Here is a 19,261-nt window from a genome sequence, read left to right as displayed (position 1 = left end):
CATCTGGTCCTTCGATGTGTTTGTGCACATCAACCTCGTGGACATCGGCACCTACCTGGAGGAGTTCAAGCGCGTGCTGCGTCCCGGTGGTCGCGCCATCATCCATCACGGCACCACCGCGGGCCATGGCGGCGGCTGGCGCAGCGATGCCACCACCGCCGAATTGAACGCCCTCATCACCAGCAAAGGCCTCTGCGTGGCCGAGCAATTCAGCGAATGGCAGGACGGCCCCACCCGCCATGAGGTCGGACTTTACCAAGATCAGGTCACGGTCGTCGAGAAGCCTTGATCGCTGCTTCGAGCACCTGCTCATAAGCCAGCGCCGTGGCAGGCCAAGTGCGTGCGAGGCCGATCTCGGCCAGCGAGGCACGTGAGGGCAGGTTTGTCAGCATGGCGAGCAAGGCTTCGATCCAGGCCTGCATGTCATCGAGCGGTGCGAGCCTGCCTTTCCATGCTTCATCCACCACCTCATGAATGCCGCCGACATCCGTGGCCACGGCGGGAAGGCCGCAGGCCTGCGATTCGAGGATCACATTCGGCAGGCCCTCATTGCGGCTCGTCATCACCAGGAGGCTCGCACGCCGCATCCACGCGGCGATTTGCGGCGCGGTCTGCGGCCCGAGGAAGTGCGTGCGATCACGAATGCCCAAACTGGATGCCAAAGCATCCAGCGACTCACGCATCGGCCCCTTCCCTGCCAGCACAAGATGCGGTGCAGGGCCTGAAACGCGGCCGCTGAGGGCTGCGAAGGCCTTGAGCAAAAACTCAGGGTCTTTGACCGGAAGCAAATTACCCACAAACAGCAGCACAGGTGCCTCCACCGGCACTGCGCAGCCTTCCGGCAGAGCGCCATCGGGACGAAACACCGTCGTGTCGATGCCATTGTACACTGGATGCAGCTTCGCAGACTCCGCTCCCGCCGCCGACAGCATGGTGGCGAGGCTCTTGCTGCGGCAGATGCAACCCTGCGTGCCCGCGAGCGCATCGAGAATGGCCCGCCGACGCGTAGGCGACTTCAAATAGCTATGCACATCGCTGCCCTGCGCCAGCAGCACCATCGGAGGACTGAGTGCCTTCCAGGCCGCCCAGCCATCAGGAAAGAGCCAGCTCGTCAGCGTTACATCGGGCGTGAAGTCCTTCAACGAGGCACGCCGCAGCGCCGAGGCCATCAGGTGATGATTCGCCACGCCGCCGATTTTGGGGAGATACAGCGTCGGCACATAGCGCGGCTGCAGCGGCACATCCTGCGCCCTGGGTTTGAATGCTTTCACACCCTTCAGCAGCGGAAACCATGGCCGCGGAGCCAGCACGCGAATATCCCAGCCGCGCTCACGCAGCGCATGCAGCGCCGTGACATTATCGAGGCCGCGGTAAGGCTCGCTTTCGTCAGGAAAGAGGTTCGAGATGAAGAGCAGACGCTTCATGGCGCGGGGCGGATGCGGCGATAGATCTCCAGCGGACCCGGCGGAGCATCCGCAAGGCGTGTCACTGGCTGATCCGGCAGCTTTTCCCACACCTGCGGCGCGGTGGCGAGCGCCTGCTTCAGCTTGGTTTCGTGCGGCTTCTGCTGATCCACTGGCATCGAGAGGTCCACGAACACCACGTCCACCCCCGCCTTGTCGAGATGCGCCAGCAGCGCAGCATCATTGGCAAACCTCGTCTCGTAATGCGAGCCCACCCAGTCCGTCTCCGCGATCTCCTTGCTGCCACGCAGGATGCGCCGAGTGGTGGCAATGCGGTCTGGCGTGCGAAACGCCGCCGCGGCGATCATCGCGCCCTCACCACGGCCATCCGATGACATCAGCCACGCCCGCTGCCCCTCCGCAGTGGCGGCTTCAATGGCCTTGGCGAAGCCATGCACGTCCTTCGTCTTATCGCGCCAGAGCAATGCCGTTGTCACTATGAGCAAAAGGGATGCGAAGACCTTCGCGCGACCTTCATGAAGCCAGCGGGGCACTTCAAGCACGACAAGCACCAGTACCGGAATGAGGCTCGGAAGCAGGTAACGCGGCGAAAAGCCCGCCGGGACGACCATCGCGATGCCCTGCATGCCAAGGCATGTGGCTATCAACGAGGCACGAAAAGCATCCACACGCCCCATCAAGGCTCTCACAGCCACGACCGCGATCCCGAGCAGCAACGGCCAGCCGAAGAACCACGGCACCATCGTTGCATATTCGCCCACCGCTTTGATGAAGAAAGCCACGGGCGAGTCGCCCGTGAAGCCTTCCTGCGTGAAACGGACCGACCACAGCATCCACGGTGCGGCAAACAAGGCCACCGGGATGCCAGCGCCCCACCACGAGAGTGTTTTGAGATCCTTCCAGCGACTTGTGAGCAGCACCGAGAACACCGGAATGCCCGCCAGGCCGAGCGCAGAACCTTTTGTGAGGATCGCCGCCGCGGCCACGAAGCCGAAAAGCAGCGATTTTTTCCACGATGGCTTTTCCATCCATGCCATCCAACAAAAAGCCGCAGTCAAAACGAGAAGAATAAGCATCAAGTCCGCCAGCACATGCACGGACACGCGCGCCACCTCACCATGCAATATCACGGTCAAAGCAGTTAGAATCGACACCATTACCCTGCCCAGCCCTGCCCATGCATAGCTCACAATTAAAAAAGTTGCTAAACCGAGAAATGCCACCAGCAGGCATTGGAGCAAGATCAAGCTCCGCGAATCGCACCAAAGCGTGAGCGCCGCAGCGGCAGGCAGGTAATAGCCGGGCGGATAGTGACCCAGTGCGACCTTGGGAAAAGTCTGGTAATAATGCTCCGCAAAAGCCAGCGGCTCCCCCCCTTGCGGCAGCCCCTTGGTGAAGTAATCGCTTATCATCAGCGCCGTCACCGCGTGCGCCCCCTCGTCAGGATCGCCGCCGAGGTCTGAATGAAAGCCGCCAAGCCGCCATGTCTGGCACAGGCTTAGAACAAAAAACAAAAGCAGGAGCCCGATTGCAGCCGTGAGTCGGCGACGATCTGTCAGGAAAGCAAAAACAGCCACCCTTGGCGTTACCGACAAACTAAAGTGCTGTCAATCGGTGAAGCGTTTGACGGAAGGCATCTCTGCCTTACCATCGCGCCCGCAGCGCATGACAGATTCAACACTTCACATAGGCATCGTAGGCATGGGATACGTCGGACTGCCGCTGGCAATGCAGTTTGCTCGGTCAGGCGCCCACGTTTTGGGACTGGACGTGGACACCACCAAGGTGAACAAGCTCAACGCAGGAGAAAGTTACATTCTGCACATCCCCGCCGCTAACGTTCAGGAGCAACGGGATGCTGGCCGGTTTGAGGCCACAACGGATTTTGCGCGTTCATCGGACTGCCAGGCGGTGATCATCTGTGTGCCTACTCCGCTAGGCGAAGGACGCGATCCTGACCTCAGCTATGTGCTAGCCACCGGCCGCAGCATTGCCCCTTATCTGCAGAAAGGGATGCTCGTGGTGCTGGAGTCCACCACCTACCCAGGCACCACGGACACCGAACTACGCCAAGCACTAGAAGAAGGCTCCGGCCTGAAGGCAGGGGTGGATTTTCATCTCGCCTTTTCTCCCGAACGCGAAGACCCGGGCAATCCAGACAGCCGCGTGCGTGACATCCCCAAGGTCGTTGGTGGTTTGACTCCCCAATGCCTGGAAAGAGCCAAGGAGCTCTACAGCCGTGCGATCCGCACACTGGTGCCGGTGGCCAATTGCCGGGTGGCGGAAGCAGTGAAACTGACGGAGAACATCTTCCGAGCCGTCAACATCGCCATGGTGAACGAGCTCAAAGTTGTTTACGAGGCCATGGATATTGATGTGTGGGACGTCATCGAAGCGGCGAAGACGAAACCCTTCGGCTTCATGCCCTTCTATCCTGGTCCCGGCCTCGGCGGACATTGTATCCCGATCGATCCTTTCTACCTGAGCTGGAAAGCGCGCCAGCACGGCCAGGAAACACGTTTCATCGAACTCGCCGGAGAGGTTAACAGCTCAATGCCTGCCAGGGTTGTTGGACGCGTGATCGAAGTCCTCAAAAGCACCGGCATCAATCCATCCGAGGCCAGCGTTCTTCTCATCGGCATCGCCTACAAATCGAACGTGGATGATGACCGCGAAAGCCCCAGCTATGTGCTGTGGGAGAAGTTGGAGGATCACGGTGTCCGCATCGGCTACCATGATCCACATGTACCTGTGATCCGCCCATCCCGTGAACATGCAAGTCTGGCCGGACGGCGCAGTGAAGAGCTAACCCCCCTGTCTCTTGCCTCCTGGAACCTCGTCCTGGTGGCCACGCATCATACGGCGGTGGACTGGCCTCTGCTCGCCTCCCACTCTCGCCTCGTGGTGGACACCCGCAACGCACTGGCGTCTCTCATGAAAGGACAACCCCACTACTTCAAAGCCTGATTTTTGCATGAAAGCTCTCGTCACCGGCGGTGCCGGATTCATCGGCTCCCAAATCGCTCAGGAACTTTGCGCCCGAGGGGCTGAAGTGATCGTTTTGGACAATCTGTGCCTTGGCAAGGTCGAAAACCTCGCGTGGAAGAGTTCTGGCGACCAACTCGACTTTGTGGAAGGCGACATCAACGACGAGCCTCTCATCCGGAAACTGTTGGTCGGCTGCGACTGGGTGTTTCACCAAGGGGCGTTGCCCTCAGTACCGCGTTCCGTTCAAGATCCCTGGGGCAGCCATGTTCCCAACATCGACGGAACGCTGAAAATGCTCCTCGCGTCCCGTGATGCGGGCGTAAAGCGCTTCCTCTTTGCCTCCTCTTCTTCGATCTACGGTGATGTGGACGCACCAAGCAAACATGAGTCATTGCCAGCCAACCCACTGTCGCCCTACGCGCTGCAAAAATACACAGGTGAAAAGTACGGCCTGCTCTTCCATCACCTCTACGGCTTTCCTTTCGTCGCCCTGAGGTATTTTAATATTTTCGGCCCGCGTCAGGCTTTTGATTCCCCTTACTCCGGAGTGATCGCGAAGTTTTGCACCGCTATGCTCAATGGGGAACGCCCTGTGATTCAAGGAGACGGGTTGCAATCACGCGACTTCACCTTTGTGGCCAACGCTGTCGCGGCCAATCTTTCCGCTGCGGAGGCTCCTTCTGAAAATGTGGCCGGCCGCGCCTTCAATGTGGCCTGCGGCCAGTCCGTGACCCTGCTGCAACTGATCGCGGATCTCAATGAAATCACCGGACAATCCATCGAGCCGGAATTCGGTCCCGGCCGCATGGGTGACGTGCGTTCCTCACTTGCCGACATCAGCGCCGCCGTCGAGGCCTTCGGCTACGCGCCAGCCGTGGGCTGGAAAGAAGGGCTCAGCCAGACCTTGGGGTTCTACCGCAGCTAGGATTTGATCGCAGGCGGTGGCGGCAGTGTTTGATCAAGAAATATCGAGGGATCAACACCCGGATCAACACCACCTTCAGCGGCGTGGATCAGGTTTACCATTTCACGAGCGGTGACGTAATGATAGCGAATGGTGGGGTTCAGCCCTGCCTCTTGGGCGAGCGACGCGTGGAATTGGCGAGCCGGGTCTCCCAGCAGCGTCCGGTAGTTTCGAGGAATGCCACCATGCGTGTGCAGCTTGATGAATACCCAAGGCGGGCCGCCCCTTACCCATGGGGCCAAGCTCGTCCAAAGACGAAAACGCTCAAGGGTCGGTGGATTCGCCCCGGTAAGATCGGCGTTTTCCAGTCGTGGAAAGATCCCCCACTTCCGATGTCTCCAGGCAAGCCCCAGCGGGCCTTGCACCATGAGCAGTTGATCCGGCGGACCCACCGTGCCAGTCCTTGCTGCCACACCCCGATGATGTGAGCACGGGAGTCCGTCTTCCTCTGCGTAGTAGATGGAATTGATGACCGGAGGTTGGGAAGGATCGGGAGCGGAAGGAAAGGTGAAGTCGGCGTAGCAACCCGTGGCCTTGAGCACCGAGAGTTCATCCGGCACACCACAATGCAGTCCGGCAGGATGCGAATGATCAAGCGCCCAATCGCCATGAATGAAGGCATAGCGAGGTGATCCATCGGTCGTTCTTGGCAGCAAGCCGTGACCAGCCAGATGATTTATGCCATTGATAAGCTTGTCTTTCAGTGAAGCACCTGTGTCGTTGCGGTGGTGGAGATGCACCTCCACCTCACTGCCGGTGAGAGCACAAAGTGCAGCGAGCCTTTCCAGGATGTCCCGGTCGTATTGCTCGATGGGAAAGAAAAAAGTGTGCCGTGGACCGCGTCCCGAGCTGTCATGAAAGTCTTTGACCATGCCCGGCCAGGCAGAGCGCCAGTCATCCATGGCTCGCAAGGCACCTGTCTTGTCGGTATGGTGGAACGGCTCGAAGTGATCACACACAGCGATGAAAATATGACACGGAAATTCCGGGGACGCCGCAGGGCGCTTTCGCGAACGCAGCAGGTAGGCTGGAAGCCAGCGGTCAAGAGCGCGAATCATGAGACAGAGGACGGGGATGACGAAGCAGGCTGCCAGAGCGCCAGCAAATTCCTTCGATGCCACAAATATGAAAAAAACGCCGTGAAACAGCTTAACTGAAGCATGAAAAAACCTGCCGGAATGGTCAAGAACCTCAATTTCAACTTCGGCAGAGCCAGGCCAAGCATGGCCGCGCCATAGCAAGCTCCCTGCGCAGCGAGCAAGACTCGGCCAAACAACGCATCAGCCGCCAAAAAGGACAAAACTGCAAGGGCGATCATGAGCCACGGCACCATTAGGCGCAGATACTTATGAGACAGCAACTGCCACCACAGCCGGTTTCGCCATGGAATCAGCCATGAGGGATGGCGCTCCATCATTTGGAAATTGCCCACCAAGGTGCGCATCTTCCTTTTTTTTTCCCTCTTAGGCTCCAGCTTCTGCGGATCAAAGGCTCGAGCTGATGGCTGGTAAATGATCCTGGCTCCGTTCACGGCAAGTCGCATGGGAATAACCACATCATCCAAAAGTGTGTCTTCTGGTAGAGGCATGTATTGGTCCCTGCGAATGGCGCAAATGGCCCCTGTGCAGCCGATCACCGAGTCATACTGCCCTTCCCAGGCCCGGAGCTTGGTTTCCAATTGCCAGTAAAGATCAACTCCCTGGCCACCACCAGCCTCGGAGTTCGCAATCTTCAATAACCCGCTCACGGCGCCAACCTCGGGGTCTGCGAATGGGGCCGCTAGCTTTTGCAGCGCCTCCACGTCAAAGCTTTGACGCACATCCGCCAGCACGACGACCTGATGAAGGCACTGGGGAATCGCCAGGTTCAACCCTGCGGGCTTGCCTCCTCGTTGATCTGTTTCCAACATGCGAACCTGGGGAGTGGCCAACTCACGGATCGCCGCCGTCGTGCCATCGGTACATCCGTCGCAGACCACCACAATCTCCAACGGACCAGCCCATGCGCATTCCAGCAAATTTTGGAGGCGCGGGCGGATGAGTGTGGCCGCGTTATGCACGCAGAGAACCACACTCAGACCTTCATGGGCAGAGCTTTGCCCCCGTGCTTGCCATGGCTTGGGTCGCAGACGAGCCAAGAGCGCCATCAAAGCTGGATAACCGGCAAACGAATAGACCATGAGAACCAGACAGAGGACTATGCATGACAATATCATGGAAGAGTCTGATGTGAATGCTCAACCATCGATCCTCGCCGCCTTTTTCAGCGTGTGAATTGCAAGAAGCCCCACCGAAAGGGTGGCCGCAACTCCAAGAAAATGCACTGCGGCAAGAAGATGATTCGCCTGATGCAACCCGGCAAAACCCGATCTCATCCAAGTGATGACAAGGCTTCCCCCAAGACCCAAGCAGGCTGCCACGACCGTCAGCAAAACAAAGAACAGGTTCCCTTCGTCCATCATGATCAATTGCCGAGTCACTCTTAGCGGACGGTCCGCGGTTCGCAGAAAGAGGCTGCAGCCGAAAAGATAAAGTTGGGCTCCAAGAATGCCGCCCAACAAAAGCAGCGCCTGGCTGTGCAGATCGAAGATATGAAATGGACCGACGCCCACCGGTCCGGTGAGGCGCGCGGCCAGCTGCAAGAACGTTGCCATACCCGCAAGAAGCAGCCCCACTTTTTCGAACATGGACGGCTTTTCAGATAAAATGAACAGAAGATGGCGCATGCCATCACGCCAAGTGCGCAGATGCGCCACCCTGCCAGGTGGCCCGCAACGCAAGCCCGAAGAAATTTCCACTGTCTTGGTGTCTGCCTTGAGAGCCTTGATCAGAAGTTCAGAGGCGAACTCCATCCCGTTCGACCGGACATTCCATCGTTGAAAATCGGACTTTCGCACACAGCGGAAACCCGAGTTGCAATCGGTGAGTCTGCCACGGAACAAACGATTGATCAGCCAAGTGAGAACCGGAGTTCCAAGATAACGATGCAAGGCCGGCATGGCTCCCGGTTCGATCTTGCCGATCATGCGCGACGCGATGGCCATGCCTGCGTCGTACTTCACCGCCGCCTGATACAGTGCCGCCGCATCCTCATAAAGATAGGTGCTGTCGGAGTCCGCAAACATCACATAAGCCCCCTCCGCAGCCTCAATGCCACCTTTGAGGGCAGCACCGTAACCGAGGGCGGTCACGGGAACCACGCGGCAGCCCCGTTCGACGGCAATTTCCCGCGAATGGTCGGTGCTGCCGTTGTCGGCCACCACAATCTCATAGGCAATGCCTGACGGATCGAGAGACTTGCGGACAGCCTGAATGCAGTCACCAAGGGTTTGCTCCTCATTCAAACATGGAAAGACAAAACTAAGGAGGGGTGATGAGTTCATGAGGTGGGCTTGACGGCTCTGACAGGCTTGCGTGCGAGAATCATGTATTGCCCGCCAAATGGCAGTTTGCAGAGCATCGACTCCAGTGGCCGGAGGTTCTTTAACTTTGCCGGGAAAATGAACATGTAGTCCGTGCACACCACATCAAACCCCTCCCCAACAAGCAAACGCCGTGCTTGATGCGGGAAAAGCATTTCAGCATCAAGGTCAAATGGGACCCTGCTCATTAGGAAATGCACCAAGGGATTCCAACGATTGTTCTCCCAAAAGGCAAACCACCCCCCCGGCTTCAATGCACGCCAAACCGTGCTGACACATTTTCGACGCTCACTTGGCGGTATATGATGGAATACGCCATTGGTAAAAGCGAGGTCAAAAAAAGCTTGGGGGATGGCGCTCTCGTCGGACTCAAAACGAATCACTGGCTTTTTTGCGAATTGACGTGCCTGTTTGATCGACTCAATCGACGGGTCATACCCCAGGTATTCCCGCGCTTTAAATTCAGCTACCAAGGAATCGCAGCCGCTGCCGATCCCGCAGCCAAAGTCGAAGCATGTCCGCGGCTGTGAATCCAATGCCTCCAGACGCTGCCGCAACCAATTCACACGTCCGCGCACAAAGTAGTCCTTGCCTTCCCCTGTAAACCGGAGCCCCCGATCAAGAGCCTGGTCATAATTTGAGGCAAAGCCATCAAACGAGGCTTCCTCTCTGCCTGCTGCTTGTTGAGAAACTGGTGTGTTCATGGCTTCGGCAACGCAGGCTCTAAGGACTGGCTTGGTAACTCAGGAGATTAATCCAAACCCAGGCCAAGTTTGTTCCACTGATGCATCGCCGTGATGTGGGCGTCAGACTTCCGGTTTCCGCCAATTAGGACCGTGCGCGAGGTCTCCAGTAGCACAAAGAAGTCCAAGAGCACACTCATGTGTTTGATGTAGTACAAGTCCAATTCGTGCTTGCGCCAAGCATCCTCCAAATTCGAACCATAGGGATATTTAACCTGTGCCCAGCCTGTAAGGCCGGGCTGTACGAGGAGGCGTTCCCGATAAAAGGGGATCTCTTGTTCCAACTGATCAATGAACTCAGGCCGTTCCGGTCTCGGTCCAACAAAGGACATGTCCCCTTTCAGGATATTGAAGAGCTGGGGTATCTCATCAATACGATAGCGGCGCAAGATCGAGCCAGAGGGGAATACCCTGTCATCCTTGCCGGAAGACCACTGCGGGCCGTCTTTTTCAGCATCCAAACGCATTGTGCGCAACTTGAGAATCACGAACTTTCGGCCAAGCCGCCCAAGGCGGATCTGACGAAAAAAAACCGGACCTGGAGAAGACAGCCGTACGACGATGATACCAGCCAAGAGAGCCGGCCAAAGGGTCAGAAGGCAAAGAAGTGCGATCGTGATATCAAATAAGCGCTTGAGCTTCTTGATGTAAAGCAGTCCTGATTGATTAGAAGCGCGGAAAAGCCAGCTCTCAGTGACCAACGGCAGTGGGACTGCCTGAAGCACCATCTCACAAGCGTCCGCCAATGACATGATCTCAATCCCTTGATAGCGCCAACGCCGCAGAACGGGGGTGAGCCGAGGCATCACCAGATGCTGGTCACGCACAAGAACCGTGTCCACTACCTGAGGCAGTTCCAGGGATTCGAGCCCGTCGATTTGTCCAAGAAGAGGAAGATGACCGGATCGCGTAAAGGCATCTCCGACAGCGATCAATCCAACTACCTGGATCTGTGGACTGCTTCGGGCAAGGATTTCAGCTGCCATCTCGTCATCCGCACCTGAAACCAAGCATGCGGTGCGCAGTCTGCTCATGCGCAGCCGTCTTGGAAGGAGAAAGTGATGCGCTGCATAACACACGGTCAAGATGATAAGACCGTAAACCAGCACACCACGGCCTACTCTAGCCTCCAAGCTGACTGATCCCATGCCCATCAAAACCATGACCGTGGCCGCCAGGCTGAAAAGAAACCAACGCACACGCACCCAAGACTCAAAGCGCGGAAAGGAGGCAGAATAAAGCCCACCTATATACGACAAACTGGGCAAGACCAAGGCTGCAGCCAGCATCGCAGGAGCATAAGCGTCCAGTTTGGAGGGAAAAAGAATGCCGAAACGCCATGACGCTCCCGCCACGACACTCAATGGGACGAACAACCCGTCCAAAACGAAACGAAAAGCTGTAAGAACCAAATGGCGACTGACGGGAGAGGATCCGGACATTGGAGTGATGTGGATTCAGAATCCGAAAACTTTTTCAGACACCTGGATGATATCTCCATCCCCGATAGGAACATCGGAAGACAGGCCATCCCGGATCTTGCGGACATCAACCACGATGGAACTGCGCGTGCCGTTTTCATTCAGACGCATGACACGAACTTTGGACTCATCGCCAAACTTTGCGAGTCCCCCTGCGATCAAGAGGGTTTCAAAAACACCAGGTGTGCCACCCTCGGGTTGCAAAGGAAGCCTGTGCTGGCCAGGCCGGGCCACCGCTCCAGTCAAAAAGATGGTGATGCTGGGTTCGGAAGATGTGGATCCCAAACTTGTGTTGATCCGGGGCGGTCCGGGCCTGTGCTCGACAAACACCGTGGCCTGTTTCAACTGCTGTTGCTGCAAGCTCTCCCGGATGCGTTTTTCTACAGCATCCCGGTTCAGGCCGACCACCACCACACGCCCGATCTTGGGAATCAACACATAACCACCCACGCGAACTTCAAAAATCCCGTTGAAAGACACATCCTCCTCTACCAACAACTCCACGAAATCCCCGCTCCTGAATAGTGGCTCAGAGGCACCCATCGAAGCTGACGATGCAAGCTTTGGTATGCGAGGAGGAGGAATACCTTGACCTCCATCATTCAAAACACTGCAGGCAACTTGTAACATCAAGTTAGTGATTAACAGCAGCGCACGTGAAAGCGAACAAGAGGACAACACCATTAGAATCAAGTGATAACAGAAGTGCTTTGGAGAAGCTAATATAAACTAAACTAGTCGGTCAGCATTTTATTGTGCGGCACCAACTTTGATCCAGTTGCGCTCCGCATTGTTATTGATAAGCTCCTTAGGTAGAGGCTGCGGAAGGATCGTCAAAAGGATGTGGTCAAAACTTGACCGGAAACTCTTCAACAAAGTTTTGCGGCTTTCGGCGAAGCTCTGCGGGGTAGAGCCAGGAGCTCTGTGCGAGCAGGTCAAGAGGAGACGAAGATCCCCGATGTAAGGGCTCGATGCTTTCACACCCTCGACATAAACCACCCGTGGAATCTCATTGGGTAGATTGTAGGGATAAACACGATACTGAGATGTAAACTCAACGTATCGACGCTGAGAGTCGGCCGAATCGAGTAGCAAGTTTTTGCGAGCGGGCTCCCGCCAGACACGAATCCTTCCGGTGTTCGCTTTCTCCTCATCGAAAGAGCCAAACTCTCCCTTGGGGCTGGAGCGATTGATTCCAGCCAGTTCCAAAGTGACCACCACCTCCCCGTCGAAATCGACGCGATAGGGTATCACCCGCAAGATTACCTTACTCATCTCTCCAACCCCAATTTGGAGGCCTGGAGGCGTGGCCTCAAAAGCGCCTCCATCCTGGGGGTCGTTATTGTTGATGACGCCATCATAGTTCACGTCAGCGTCCATATCAATCTTGGCAATGGCGCGCTCGGTGTCACGCCAGTTGTTGATACGTTGGCCATAATATTTGTGGAAGCTGTTTGGTAAGTCCATTTCGGTTTCTACGGGAACGGGTTGTACCGTTTCCCTCGGTTGCTTGGCCTGTGTAAGTTGTGCGCAGGCCACGGTAGGCAGCAGTATGTGTGATGAGAAGGCAAGCAGGAAGCCCATGCATGCAATACCTATAGGTTGCGTCGTGGTGTTCATAATTTAGGAGAGCGGGAGAGAAATGGGTGGCGTCAAAAATAGCGGCGAATGCCAAAGTTGATGATGTGCTCGCTGAATCCGGCATTAGCATTGAATCTTTCGTGTTGATAGAAGCATTCCATGGTGAGCCTGGATGAAAGTTGCTGCAAAAGTTGAACGCGTTGAATCCAACGGTCCGTCTTGAGAAATCCAGCATCACCATCAGCTTGCTCAAAGGCAGACATGCCCACGATGCGCGTGAAATCAAAGAGTTTCAGTTCCAAGGACGTCCCAACCAAGTAGTTGTCCACATCGTTGCGTGAGAATGCTACGTTTGTGTTGTTTGCCGAGTTGATGCGGTCACCATTAGAATACTGGGCGAAAGCGGACAAGTTCAACCTTTTCAACAACTGATAATTGACATGGTAACGGTAGTAGGCTGCAAAAACGGAATCCGGCGTATAGGAATCTGTCAGGAGTTGTTGACCGACCTGAAACCCATGAGTGCCTTTAATCGAGAAGCGATGCTCGAGATTCACTGACCAGAGAAGATCATCGCGTGAAGGACGGATGGAGCCGGTCCAGAGATAACCGATCATGGTCTGAAGCGTCACATTTTCAGTCAGCCTACCACGAAATTGGCATTGGATCTGGTGAAATAGACTGTTGTAACCGTCAAACGCCGTCAGTTGATAAGACAGCCGGGGAGCAAAAGGAATCGCATTGCCCTCGTAGGCTAGCGCAGCCCCCCAAGTGTCGCGCATCTGGTAGTCCTCAAAATCAAAGGTATGCCAGAAATCCGTATGCTGATAATCAGCCCAAAACCTCCAGTTTGACGCCCCAGCCATCGTGGTGGCCTGGATCGTGGATTGATTCACAAAAAAAACATTTTTTGAGTCATAGAAGCCAGTACGGTTCTGGCGTCCGTAATTGCCGAACATATATCGTCCGGCCTGATCTTGCCCGCGCAGCTCGAGATCTGCAAACATATCGAGACCTGGCCGTGCGAAGAATGTGTCTGCGAGGTAGATATCCCAGCCTTTGATCCGCTTCTGGTAGTAGAAACTGATTCCCAGCTGGGGCCAGCCACCGCTCATTGTACGGAAGCCGAGCTCGTTCGATCCAGGCAGGTAAATCAGGTTGGCCGCCCATGAGAAATACAGAGAGTCAGTGAGCCGCAAGTAACCTCTCAGTGCAAAATCAATGTAGCCTAGCCAGCCATCCCCCTTCCCAACCGGAAAATTGTTGACCCCCTTGTAATCGCTCCAAATCGCTCCACCACCGATCCAAAGCAGGTCAAATGCCAGCGGCCCTGCTTTCACATGCGCCTTGGATGGCTCAAAAGTGCGCGTGAAAATATTCGGCAGGGATCCATCCATCGAGACCGCGAGTGCTGGGAAAATTTCAGGTTCATAAGTGAGCGCTTGCTGCGAGGCGAACAGCCCTAGAACATGGTTGACGGGGCGGAACGAATTTGCATTGCGGGTGTAGAAGTTATCCTCTCCAGATTGGTATGGGAAAATACCCGTGGCATTTTGAAGGACTGCATCCGGCCCCTGATCCCCGTAACCTGCACGTCGTGGATAATCTCTATCACCAAGCAGGGCGATGTCACTTTGGGTAGGAAAAAAGCCTTCCTTCTCGCGTTGAGACACCGCTGGCAGGAGTTGAACATCGCTGCGCACTAATGTGTTTTCCCATGTCGGCATGACAAGGGACTCCCTGGAACCAGACGGGTCCGTGTTCTTAATCACACCACCTTTTTTTGCTCCGGTTAATGCAACTTGACCGGTAGGTGAGCCTGCCGGTCTGTCCTGCTGAGCAACAGATGCGCAGGGCAAACCCAACACGCACAAGATAAGCATCAAAATTTTCAGAGGATACATTTGGGAGTTACAACTGAGGGCGAGGTAGAGCATTAAAAATACCGACAACTTAATATGCTATCTAGCGATCTGTTATTTAACAAATATGCAAGTCTCCGCAATTGTTAAAACGTGGCATTTTTTGCGAGCCTATAACCAATTTTGATCGCATGTAAACCAAAATTGCACGCCGCCAGATTCGATTATCTGCGCAGCAACCATTTAACAGCATGCTCCACTCGCGAAGCCGCCATTCAAAACCTAAGCACAATGCTTAATTCGTTCACTTTTAGTGTCATCGCATTTCATTCGCCACACTTTCCATGTCATCATAATAAGTCACTGAGTAGTAATAATAATTGTAGTAGTTACTCACTCTGCTCAAATCTAGGTCGTTCAGGACGAGTCCGAATATATGAGCTCCGGCCTTCCGCAACAAAGTCACCGCATCCACGACATCCTTCAACGAGGTCTTTTCAGCCCGGACAACAAACACTACCCCATCTATCGCGCGCTGAAAACTTGATGTTTCGCTGAGCCCTAGCACCGGCGGAGAGTCAATCACAATCTGATCATACTCCCCTCTCAGCTTCTGAACCAGATTGAAAAACACTGGCTGAGCCATCAAATCAGTTGTTCCAACGGTGATGGGACCGCGTGGAATGACATCCAGTAAGGGCACCGCTGTTTTTTGTATCGCTTCTTCAATCGAACAATGCCCTTGCAGCAGATGAGTCATGCCCAACTCGTTCAAAACCTTGGTAAAGTGATGAACACGCCCCCGGCGGAGGTCGCAGTCAATCAGCAGAGTCCGGGCACCCATCGACTGAAAGGCCCACGCCAGATTGGCGGCTTGGCTGGTCTTACCCTCTGAAGCACGCGCACTGGTGACCATCACCACCTGAGTGCTGCCAGAGCGCCCTGGTGAAAGCGTGATATGACTTCGCACCAAACGGAAGTTTTCCAGTAAAAAATTGGGGACTTTGGCACCCACGGCCGGAGAGCGACAAACATCTTCAAGCATCTCCTTCGAGGTGTGCGGCACGACTCCTATGCCTTTCAGACCAGTGACGTTCTCCAATTGCAGAAGGGTGCTTGCGCTGCTGTCCATCAAATTGACAAGCGTTGGCGCTCCCAAGGCACCACCAAGAGCCAGCACAACCGAGAAAATCAGCAACTTGGTCTTGTTGGGGGAAACCGGGACTTCGTCACGCATGGCTGTATGTCCCTTGAAGTGCATCTCCACCCAGTTCCGGTCCTCGGAAAACGTAACCACAGCCAACTTCTCCGCAAGATGGTCACGAGCCTTGTCCCAGAGCGTTTTCTCCTTTTCAATATCCGAATAGGTTTGCGTGTTTTGGGTGAATTTCTCATTGACCTTGTGGTAATCAACGAGTCGTTCTTGCAGCGTCGCCAGCTTCACGCGATAGTGCTCGCGTTCCAGTTGGAAGCGCTGACGGAGCACCGTCAGTTCTGCGCGCAACCCGCGTTCATTCGCCTCCAGCTCCTCGGCGACTTTCTTCATGATGCTGTGCCCGGGCAGATATTGCTTGGCCAGCTCAATCTGGCTGTCCTCCAATATCCGCCGTTCCTTCTCGAGCTTTTGCCAGGGTTGCAGGGACTCAACCATATTGGGTTGTACAATCACCTCAGCCGCAAAATTGGCCTGCGGGGCTGACACCAATGGAGTGCCTGCGCCGCTCACAGCGCGACGGACCACGTCCCCGATCTTGATCTCCCGTTCTTTTTCGAATGTTGTCAGCAGAGACAACTCCTCGAGCACGTCCGGGAGTGCCAACTCGCCTTCGCGACCAGGAGCAAGAGCTACCAGCTTGGTATTAACCTCATCCATGCGCTGAAGCACTTCCCGAGTTACAATCAAATCCTTCGGCAGCTCGTTGAGCCGGGTCTGCTCAATGGCTGATTCCGCCATCTTCTCTTCCCGTTCGAGCGTCGCGAGTGTCTTGAGATGGGTGTTGGCTTTCTCCTGCAGCGCCTTTAGTTCGCGAGCATAGCGGTTGAGTGCCTCATCTCGATATTGCTGCCATGTCAAATCCTGCTGTCGGCGGAACTCTTCCACGAGAGCAGCAGCAAAGATGCGGACGACTTCGGGACTGCGGGCCTGCACCGTGACTTCCAGGTGACTGCTGTTCGACTCGGCCACACTGATTGCAGGCACGATCTCAACCACGTTCTCCCAGGTAGCGGCCACGCCCACCAGTTCCAGTCGCTTGGCTGTTTCAATGATGTTGCGCCTGGAACTGAACTCCTGGATGATGGCGCGGTTAAGACCGCTGGCTTCAAGAGTTTCGGGCACATCGGACAACTTTACCGGGCTTCCGTGACCTCGAACATAAACCAATGCCTTTGACTCGTATATGGGGGTCGCATAAACATAATATACCAGTCCCGCCATGATGCCGAGACACCCCATGACCGTCATCAGCCGACCGTGATGCACATATCTCAGCGCCTGCGAGACGAAGGCGGCCACATCAAAGCTCTTGTTGCGAATACTGCTCATCTGGCGGATTTTGCTGGGGTATTGGAGGGAAGTTGCAGTTTAGCGTGATTCTGCGTGTCCAGGCGGATCGGGGAGCCTAGTACGAACTTCAAAAATGAATAGTCTGCCTTGAACAAACAATATGCCAAATAGGCCGCCATCCCGAGGATGGGCACGCACACAATCCCCACAGCCCATACAAGCCTTGCCGTAGATGTGATCGGCTGCCGCCTAAGACTGGCCACGCAGTTGAAAATCAACGACAGCCAGATCAACGACATGGCCCATGCGATAATTTCATGGTTATTCAGCGGCTGGATGGTAATGAATCTAAGCAAGGTTTCTCTCATGGCAAAAGGAGTTGGCGCATGGCCACCCTGCAACCCTGTCTCGCTAATATTGAATGTCAATCCACGTTACCTGCTTGTTTGCCACCGAACAGAAACTTGACGAGTGTCGTTGATGCCAGCATGGCTTTTAAAATCATATCAAGCGTTTGTCTTGTTCGAAGACGCACGCTTGGATTCGTCAACGACTGCAACCCGGTCTTTCCCTGCCGCTCATGAAAGTTGGGCCGTTTTATCCCATCAAATGCATCGTCCCTCGCAACCATTGAAAATCGCTCAGGTGGTCTTTTCTCTTCAGCCTGGCGGCATGGAGAATGGCGTGGTGAACCTGGCCAATCACATGCCGGAGTCACAGGCTTTGACGACTTTCCTGTGCTTGGAGGAGGCTGGCGCGTTCGCCGAACGACTAAAGCCTGGAGTCAACGTGCAAACTTTGGGCCGCCGCCCAGGCTGGGATTGGAGGGCTTGCTGGAGACTTGCTTCAGCCCTGCGTCATTTGATGCCCGATGTCATTCACACCCACAATCTCGGCCCATTGATCTATGCCACCACCGCCCGCCTCCTGTTTCCCACCTTGTGGCGTGTCCCCATCTTGCACGGTGAGCACGGAGCTCTTCAGGGGGACGGGCTCTTGCCGCGCCGCCTGCGTCAACGTCGTCGCCTTTATCAACGATGTCAGATCGTTCACACGGTTTCTGATGGATTGCGGCAAGAATTAATCGCCCACGGCATGCCCGCCGAAAAAATGGTCAGCATTCTCAACGGAGTAGATTGTGATCGGTTCCGCCCCACATCAAACCTGCGTGAAGCCCGCCTGAAGGCTGGACTACCTGAAAATGCCTTCGTTCTGGGTGCTGTAGGCCGCTTCATCGCCACAAAACGATACCTTCTCCTGGTCGAGACGTTCGAAATCTTGGCATCGGCTAACCCTGATTGTCACCTAATGATTCTAGGCGATGGAGGTGCCGAGCGAGAACTTGTGCAAGAACGAATACGGCAAAGTCCATTTGCGGGTCGCATCCACACTCTCGGCCATCAGGCTGAACCGGCCCCCTTTTACCAAGCCATGGACATTCTCGTTATGCCATCCTCCCACGAGGGGCTGGCCAACGCCCTGCTGGAAGCCATGGCAAGCGGCGTGCCAGTCCTAGCCCATGCTGCCTGCGGAGCCGGAGAGGTCGTTCAAAATAATGTCAGCGGCTTTTTGGCCAAAATTAACAGTGCGGCAGAACTCGCTGGCCGCATTCAGAGCCTGATGGCGCAGCCCGGACTGCTCAGCCTAGTGTCCCAAAATGCTCGTGAATCCGCCCGCACCAAATTCTCCCTTGCATCCATGGTGCATAATTATCTTGAAGTTTTTCGCCATGTCTCTGCGTGCGTGCCTGCGTCATTGTCGGCGCTGTCGTCGACTTCAACGGAGCCGCACTCGTTGGAGTGCGGAGAATGACTTCGATCCGATGTTCACGGCCAGCAAGCTTTTGCTTCAACGGAGCCGCACTCGTTGGAGTACGGAGTGTTTCCATCGAGCGCGTGAGCCATTCAGTGGCTTTGGCGTGTGGAGCTATGCGCCGGATGCGGAGCACCTCCAAGTGCGCATCCGTTTCACTGGCTGGGCCGCCCGCGTGATGGCGAAACGTCACTGGCATGCGAGGCTAAGGTGGTCGGTCCAGGAGATCTCAAGCGACGTGTGAAGGAGGAGCTTCGTCAAATGCAGATCGCTGCGGTGTGAATCAGTCATAGCTAAAAAGAACCCGATGACGGCCAATCGCCGTCATCGAGTCCTGCCTGTTCACGCTGAGAGGCCGACGTGAGTGTCGAGCAGACCGTGCAGCGCCTCGGTGCGCTTGGGGAGTTCGGCGTGATTGCCGTCTTTCAGCGATTCGGTGAATGCGTTGAACAGGCTCCAAACATTGCGTGACTCGAAGG

The 19,261-nt window shown here is 55.5% G+C and carries 16 protein-coding genes; 4 read left to right on the top strand and 12 right to left on the bottom strand.

Annotated features, from left to right (window positions below):
• Window positions 1-289 (top strand): class I SAM-dependent methyltransferase (locus tag ACILSI_RS24535; RefSeq protein ID WP_395724561.1); only part of this gene is annotated, 289 nt, incomplete at its 5' end.
• Here the strand turns inward: ACILSI_RS24535 and ACILSI_RS24530 are convergent.
• A complete protein-coding gene (locus tag ACILSI_RS24530; RefSeq protein WP_395724560.1) occupies window positions 267-1,424 on the bottom strand; it encodes a glycosyltransferase in 1,158 nt (385 codons plus the stop codon). The genes ACILSI_RS24535 and ACILSI_RS24530 overlap by 23 nt on opposite strands.
• Window positions 1,421-3,019, bottom strand: coding sequence for an ArnT family glycosyltransferase (locus ACILSI_RS24525; RefSeq protein ID WP_395724559.1), 1,599 nt, complete (start codon window positions 3,017-3,019; stop codon window positions 1,421-1,423). The genes ACILSI_RS24530 and ACILSI_RS24525 overlap by 4 nt, the downstream gene beginning before the upstream one ends.
• A gap of 70 nt (window positions 3,020-3,089) precedes the next feature.
• Between ACILSI_RS24525 and ACILSI_RS24520 the strand changes: the two genes are divergently transcribed.
• Both ACILSI_RS24520 and ACILSI_RS24515 read left to right on the top strand, forming a co-directional pair.
• Window positions 3,090-4,391 carry a nucleotide sugar dehydrogenase gene (locus tag ACILSI_RS24520; protein ID WP_395724563.1) on the top strand — a complete coding sequence of 434 codons (1,302 nt, stop codon included), beginning with the start codon at window positions 3,090-3,092 and terminating at the stop codon, window positions 4,389-4,391.
• 7 nt (window positions 4,392-4,398) lie between these two features.
• Window positions 4,399-5,337 carry an NAD-dependent epimerase/dehydratase family protein gene (locus tag ACILSI_RS24515; protein ID WP_395724558.1) on the top strand — a complete coding sequence of 313 codons (939 nt, stop codon included), beginning with the start codon at window positions 4,399-4,401 and terminating at the stop codon, window positions 5,335-5,337.
• Here the strand turns inward: ACILSI_RS24515 and ACILSI_RS24510 are convergent.
• The 10 genes from ACILSI_RS24510 to ACILSI_RS24465 form a co-directional block, all read right to left on the bottom strand.
• On the bottom strand, window positions 5,334-6,434 hold the full coding sequence (locus tag ACILSI_RS24510; protein WP_395724557.1) for a hypothetical protein: 1,101 nt from the start codon (window positions 6,432-6,434) through the stop codon (window positions 5,334-5,336). The two genes, ACILSI_RS24515 and ACILSI_RS24510, sit on opposite strands and share 4 nt — an antisense overlap.
• Window positions 6,431-7,555 (bottom strand): glycosyltransferase family 2 protein, encoded by a 1,125-nt coding sequence (locus ACILSI_RS24505; RefSeq protein WP_395724556.1) that lies wholly within the window; start codon window positions 7,553-7,555, stop codon window positions 6,431-6,433. Before ACILSI_RS24505 ends, ACILSI_RS24510 begins: the two co-directional genes overlap by 4 nt.
• 57 nt (window positions 7,556-7,612) lie before the next feature.
• Window positions 7,613-8,758, bottom strand: coding sequence for a glycosyltransferase family 2 protein (locus ACILSI_RS24500; protein ID WP_395724555.1), 1,146 nt, complete (start codon window positions 8,756-8,758; stop codon window positions 7,613-7,615).
• Window positions 8,755-9,501, bottom strand: coding sequence for a class I SAM-dependent methyltransferase (locus ACILSI_RS24495; RefSeq protein ID WP_395724554.1), 747 nt, complete (start codon window positions 9,499-9,501; stop codon window positions 8,755-8,757). Before ACILSI_RS24495 ends, ACILSI_RS24500 begins: the two co-directional genes overlap by 4 nt.
• A gap of 47 nt (window positions 9,502-9,548) precedes the next feature.
• Entirely contained in the window at window positions 9,549-10,982 is a 1,434-nt protein-coding gene (locus ACILSI_RS24490) for an exopolysaccharide biosynthesis polyprenyl glycosylphosphotransferase (protein WP_395724553.1), read from the bottom strand.
• Between the two features lie 15 nt (window positions 10,983-10,997).
• Complete coding sequence (locus tag ACILSI_RS24485; protein ID WP_395724562.1) at window positions 10,998-11,651, bottom strand: polysaccharide biosynthesis/export family protein; 654 nt, start codon at window positions 11,649-11,651, stop codon at window positions 10,998-11,000.
• A 120-nt stretch (window positions 11,652-11,771) separates the two neighbouring features.
• Entirely contained in the window at window positions 11,772-12,641 is an 870-nt protein-coding gene (locus ACILSI_RS24480) for a hypothetical protein (protein WP_395724552.1), read from the bottom strand.
• A gap of 32 nt (window positions 12,642-12,673) precedes the next feature.
• Complete coding sequence (locus ACILSI_RS24475; RefSeq protein ID WP_395724551.1) at window positions 12,674-14,539, bottom strand: hypothetical protein; 1,866 nt, start codon at window positions 14,537-14,539, stop codon at window positions 12,674-12,676.
• A gap of 241 nt (window positions 14,540-14,780) precedes the next feature.
• Window positions 14,781-17,009, bottom strand: a complete 2,229-nt coding sequence (locus tag ACILSI_RS24470; protein WP_395724550.1) for a polysaccharide biosynthesis tyrosine autokinase — start codon at window positions 17,007-17,009, stop codon at window positions 14,781-14,783.
• Window positions 17,006-17,338 (bottom strand): PLDc N-terminal domain-containing protein, encoded by a 333-nt coding sequence (locus ACILSI_RS24465; protein ID WP_395724549.1) that lies wholly within the window; start codon window positions 17,336-17,338, stop codon window positions 17,006-17,008. Before ACILSI_RS24465 ends, ACILSI_RS24470 begins: the two co-directional genes overlap by 4 nt.
• Window positions 17,339-17,450: 112 nt before the next feature.
• On the opposite strand from ACILSI_RS24465, the gene ACILSI_RS24460 reads away from it, so the two are divergent.
• On the top strand, window positions 17,451-18,782 hold the full coding sequence (locus ACILSI_RS24460; RefSeq protein ID WP_395724548.1) for a glycosyltransferase: 1,332 nt from the start codon (window positions 17,451-17,453) through the stop codon (window positions 18,780-18,782).
• The last annotated feature ends 479 nt before the right edge of the window (window positions 18,783-19,261 follow it).

This window comes from Prosthecobacter sp. (genome assembly GCF_044232965.1).
In the GTDB taxonomy this organism is placed as follows: Bacteria; Verrucomicrobiota; Verrucomicrobiia; order Verrucomicrobiales; family Verrucomicrobiaceae; genus Prosthecobacter.
Note: the sequence above shows the minus strand (reverse complement) of the source record. Positions and strands in the feature narration are given on the sequence as shown.

Excerpts from the sequence above, each read along its gene's own strand:
- ACILSI_RS24530 (WP_395724560.1), bottom strand. The coding sequence starts at position 1,424 with ATGAAGCGTCTGCTCTTCATCTCGAACCTCTTTCCTGACGAAAGCGAG.
- ACILSI_RS24480 (WP_395724552.1), bottom strand. The coding sequence starts at position 12,641 with ATGAACACCACGACGCAACCTATAGGTATTGCATGCATGGGCTTCCTG.
- ACILSI_RS24515 (WP_395724558.1), top strand. The coding sequence starts at position 4,399 with ATGAAAGCTCTCGTCACCGGCGGTGCCGGATTCATCGGCTCCCAAATC.
- ACILSI_RS24500 (WP_395724555.1), bottom strand. The coding sequence starts at position 8,758 with ATGAACTCATCACCCCTCCTTAGTTTTGTCTTTCCATGTTTGAATGAG.
- ACILSI_RS24490 (WP_395724553.1), bottom strand. The coding sequence starts at position 10,982 with ATGTCCGGATCCTCTCCCGTCAGTCGCCATTTGGTTCTTACAGCTTTT.
- ACILSI_RS24475 (WP_395724551.1), bottom strand. The coding sequence starts at position 14,539 with ATGCTCTACCTCGCCCTCAGTTGTAACTCCCAAATGTATCCTCTGAAA.
- ACILSI_RS24510 (WP_395724557.1), bottom strand. The coding sequence starts at position 6,434 with ATGATTCGCGCTCTTGACCGCTGGCTTCCAGCCTACCTGCTGCGTTCG.
- ACILSI_RS24495 (WP_395724554.1), bottom strand. The coding sequence starts at position 9,501 with ATGAACACACCAGTTTCTCAACAAGCAGCAGGCAGAGAGGAAGCCTCG.
- ACILSI_RS24460 (WP_395724548.1), top strand. The coding sequence starts at position 17,451 with ATGCCAGCATGGCTTTTAAAATCATATCAAGCGTTTGTCTTGTTCGAA.
- ACILSI_RS24485 (WP_395724562.1), bottom strand. The coding sequence starts at position 11,651 with ATGTTACAAGTTGCCTGCAGTGTTTTGAATGATGGAGGTCAAGGTATT.
- ACILSI_RS24470 (WP_395724550.1), bottom strand. The coding sequence starts at position 17,009 with ATGAGCAGTATTCGCAACAAGAGCTTTGATGTGGCCGCCTTCGTCTCG.
- ACILSI_RS24465 (WP_395724549.1), bottom strand. The coding sequence starts at position 17,338 with ATGAGAGAAACCTTGCTTAGATTCATTACCATCCAGCCGCTGAATAAC.
- ACILSI_RS24520 (WP_395724563.1), top strand. The coding sequence starts at position 3,090 with ATGACAGATTCAACACTTCACATAGGCATCGTAGGCATGGGATACGTC.
- ACILSI_RS24505 (WP_395724556.1), bottom strand. The coding sequence starts at position 7,555 with ATGGTCTATTCGTTTGCCGGTTATCCAGCTTTGATGGCGCTCTTGGCT.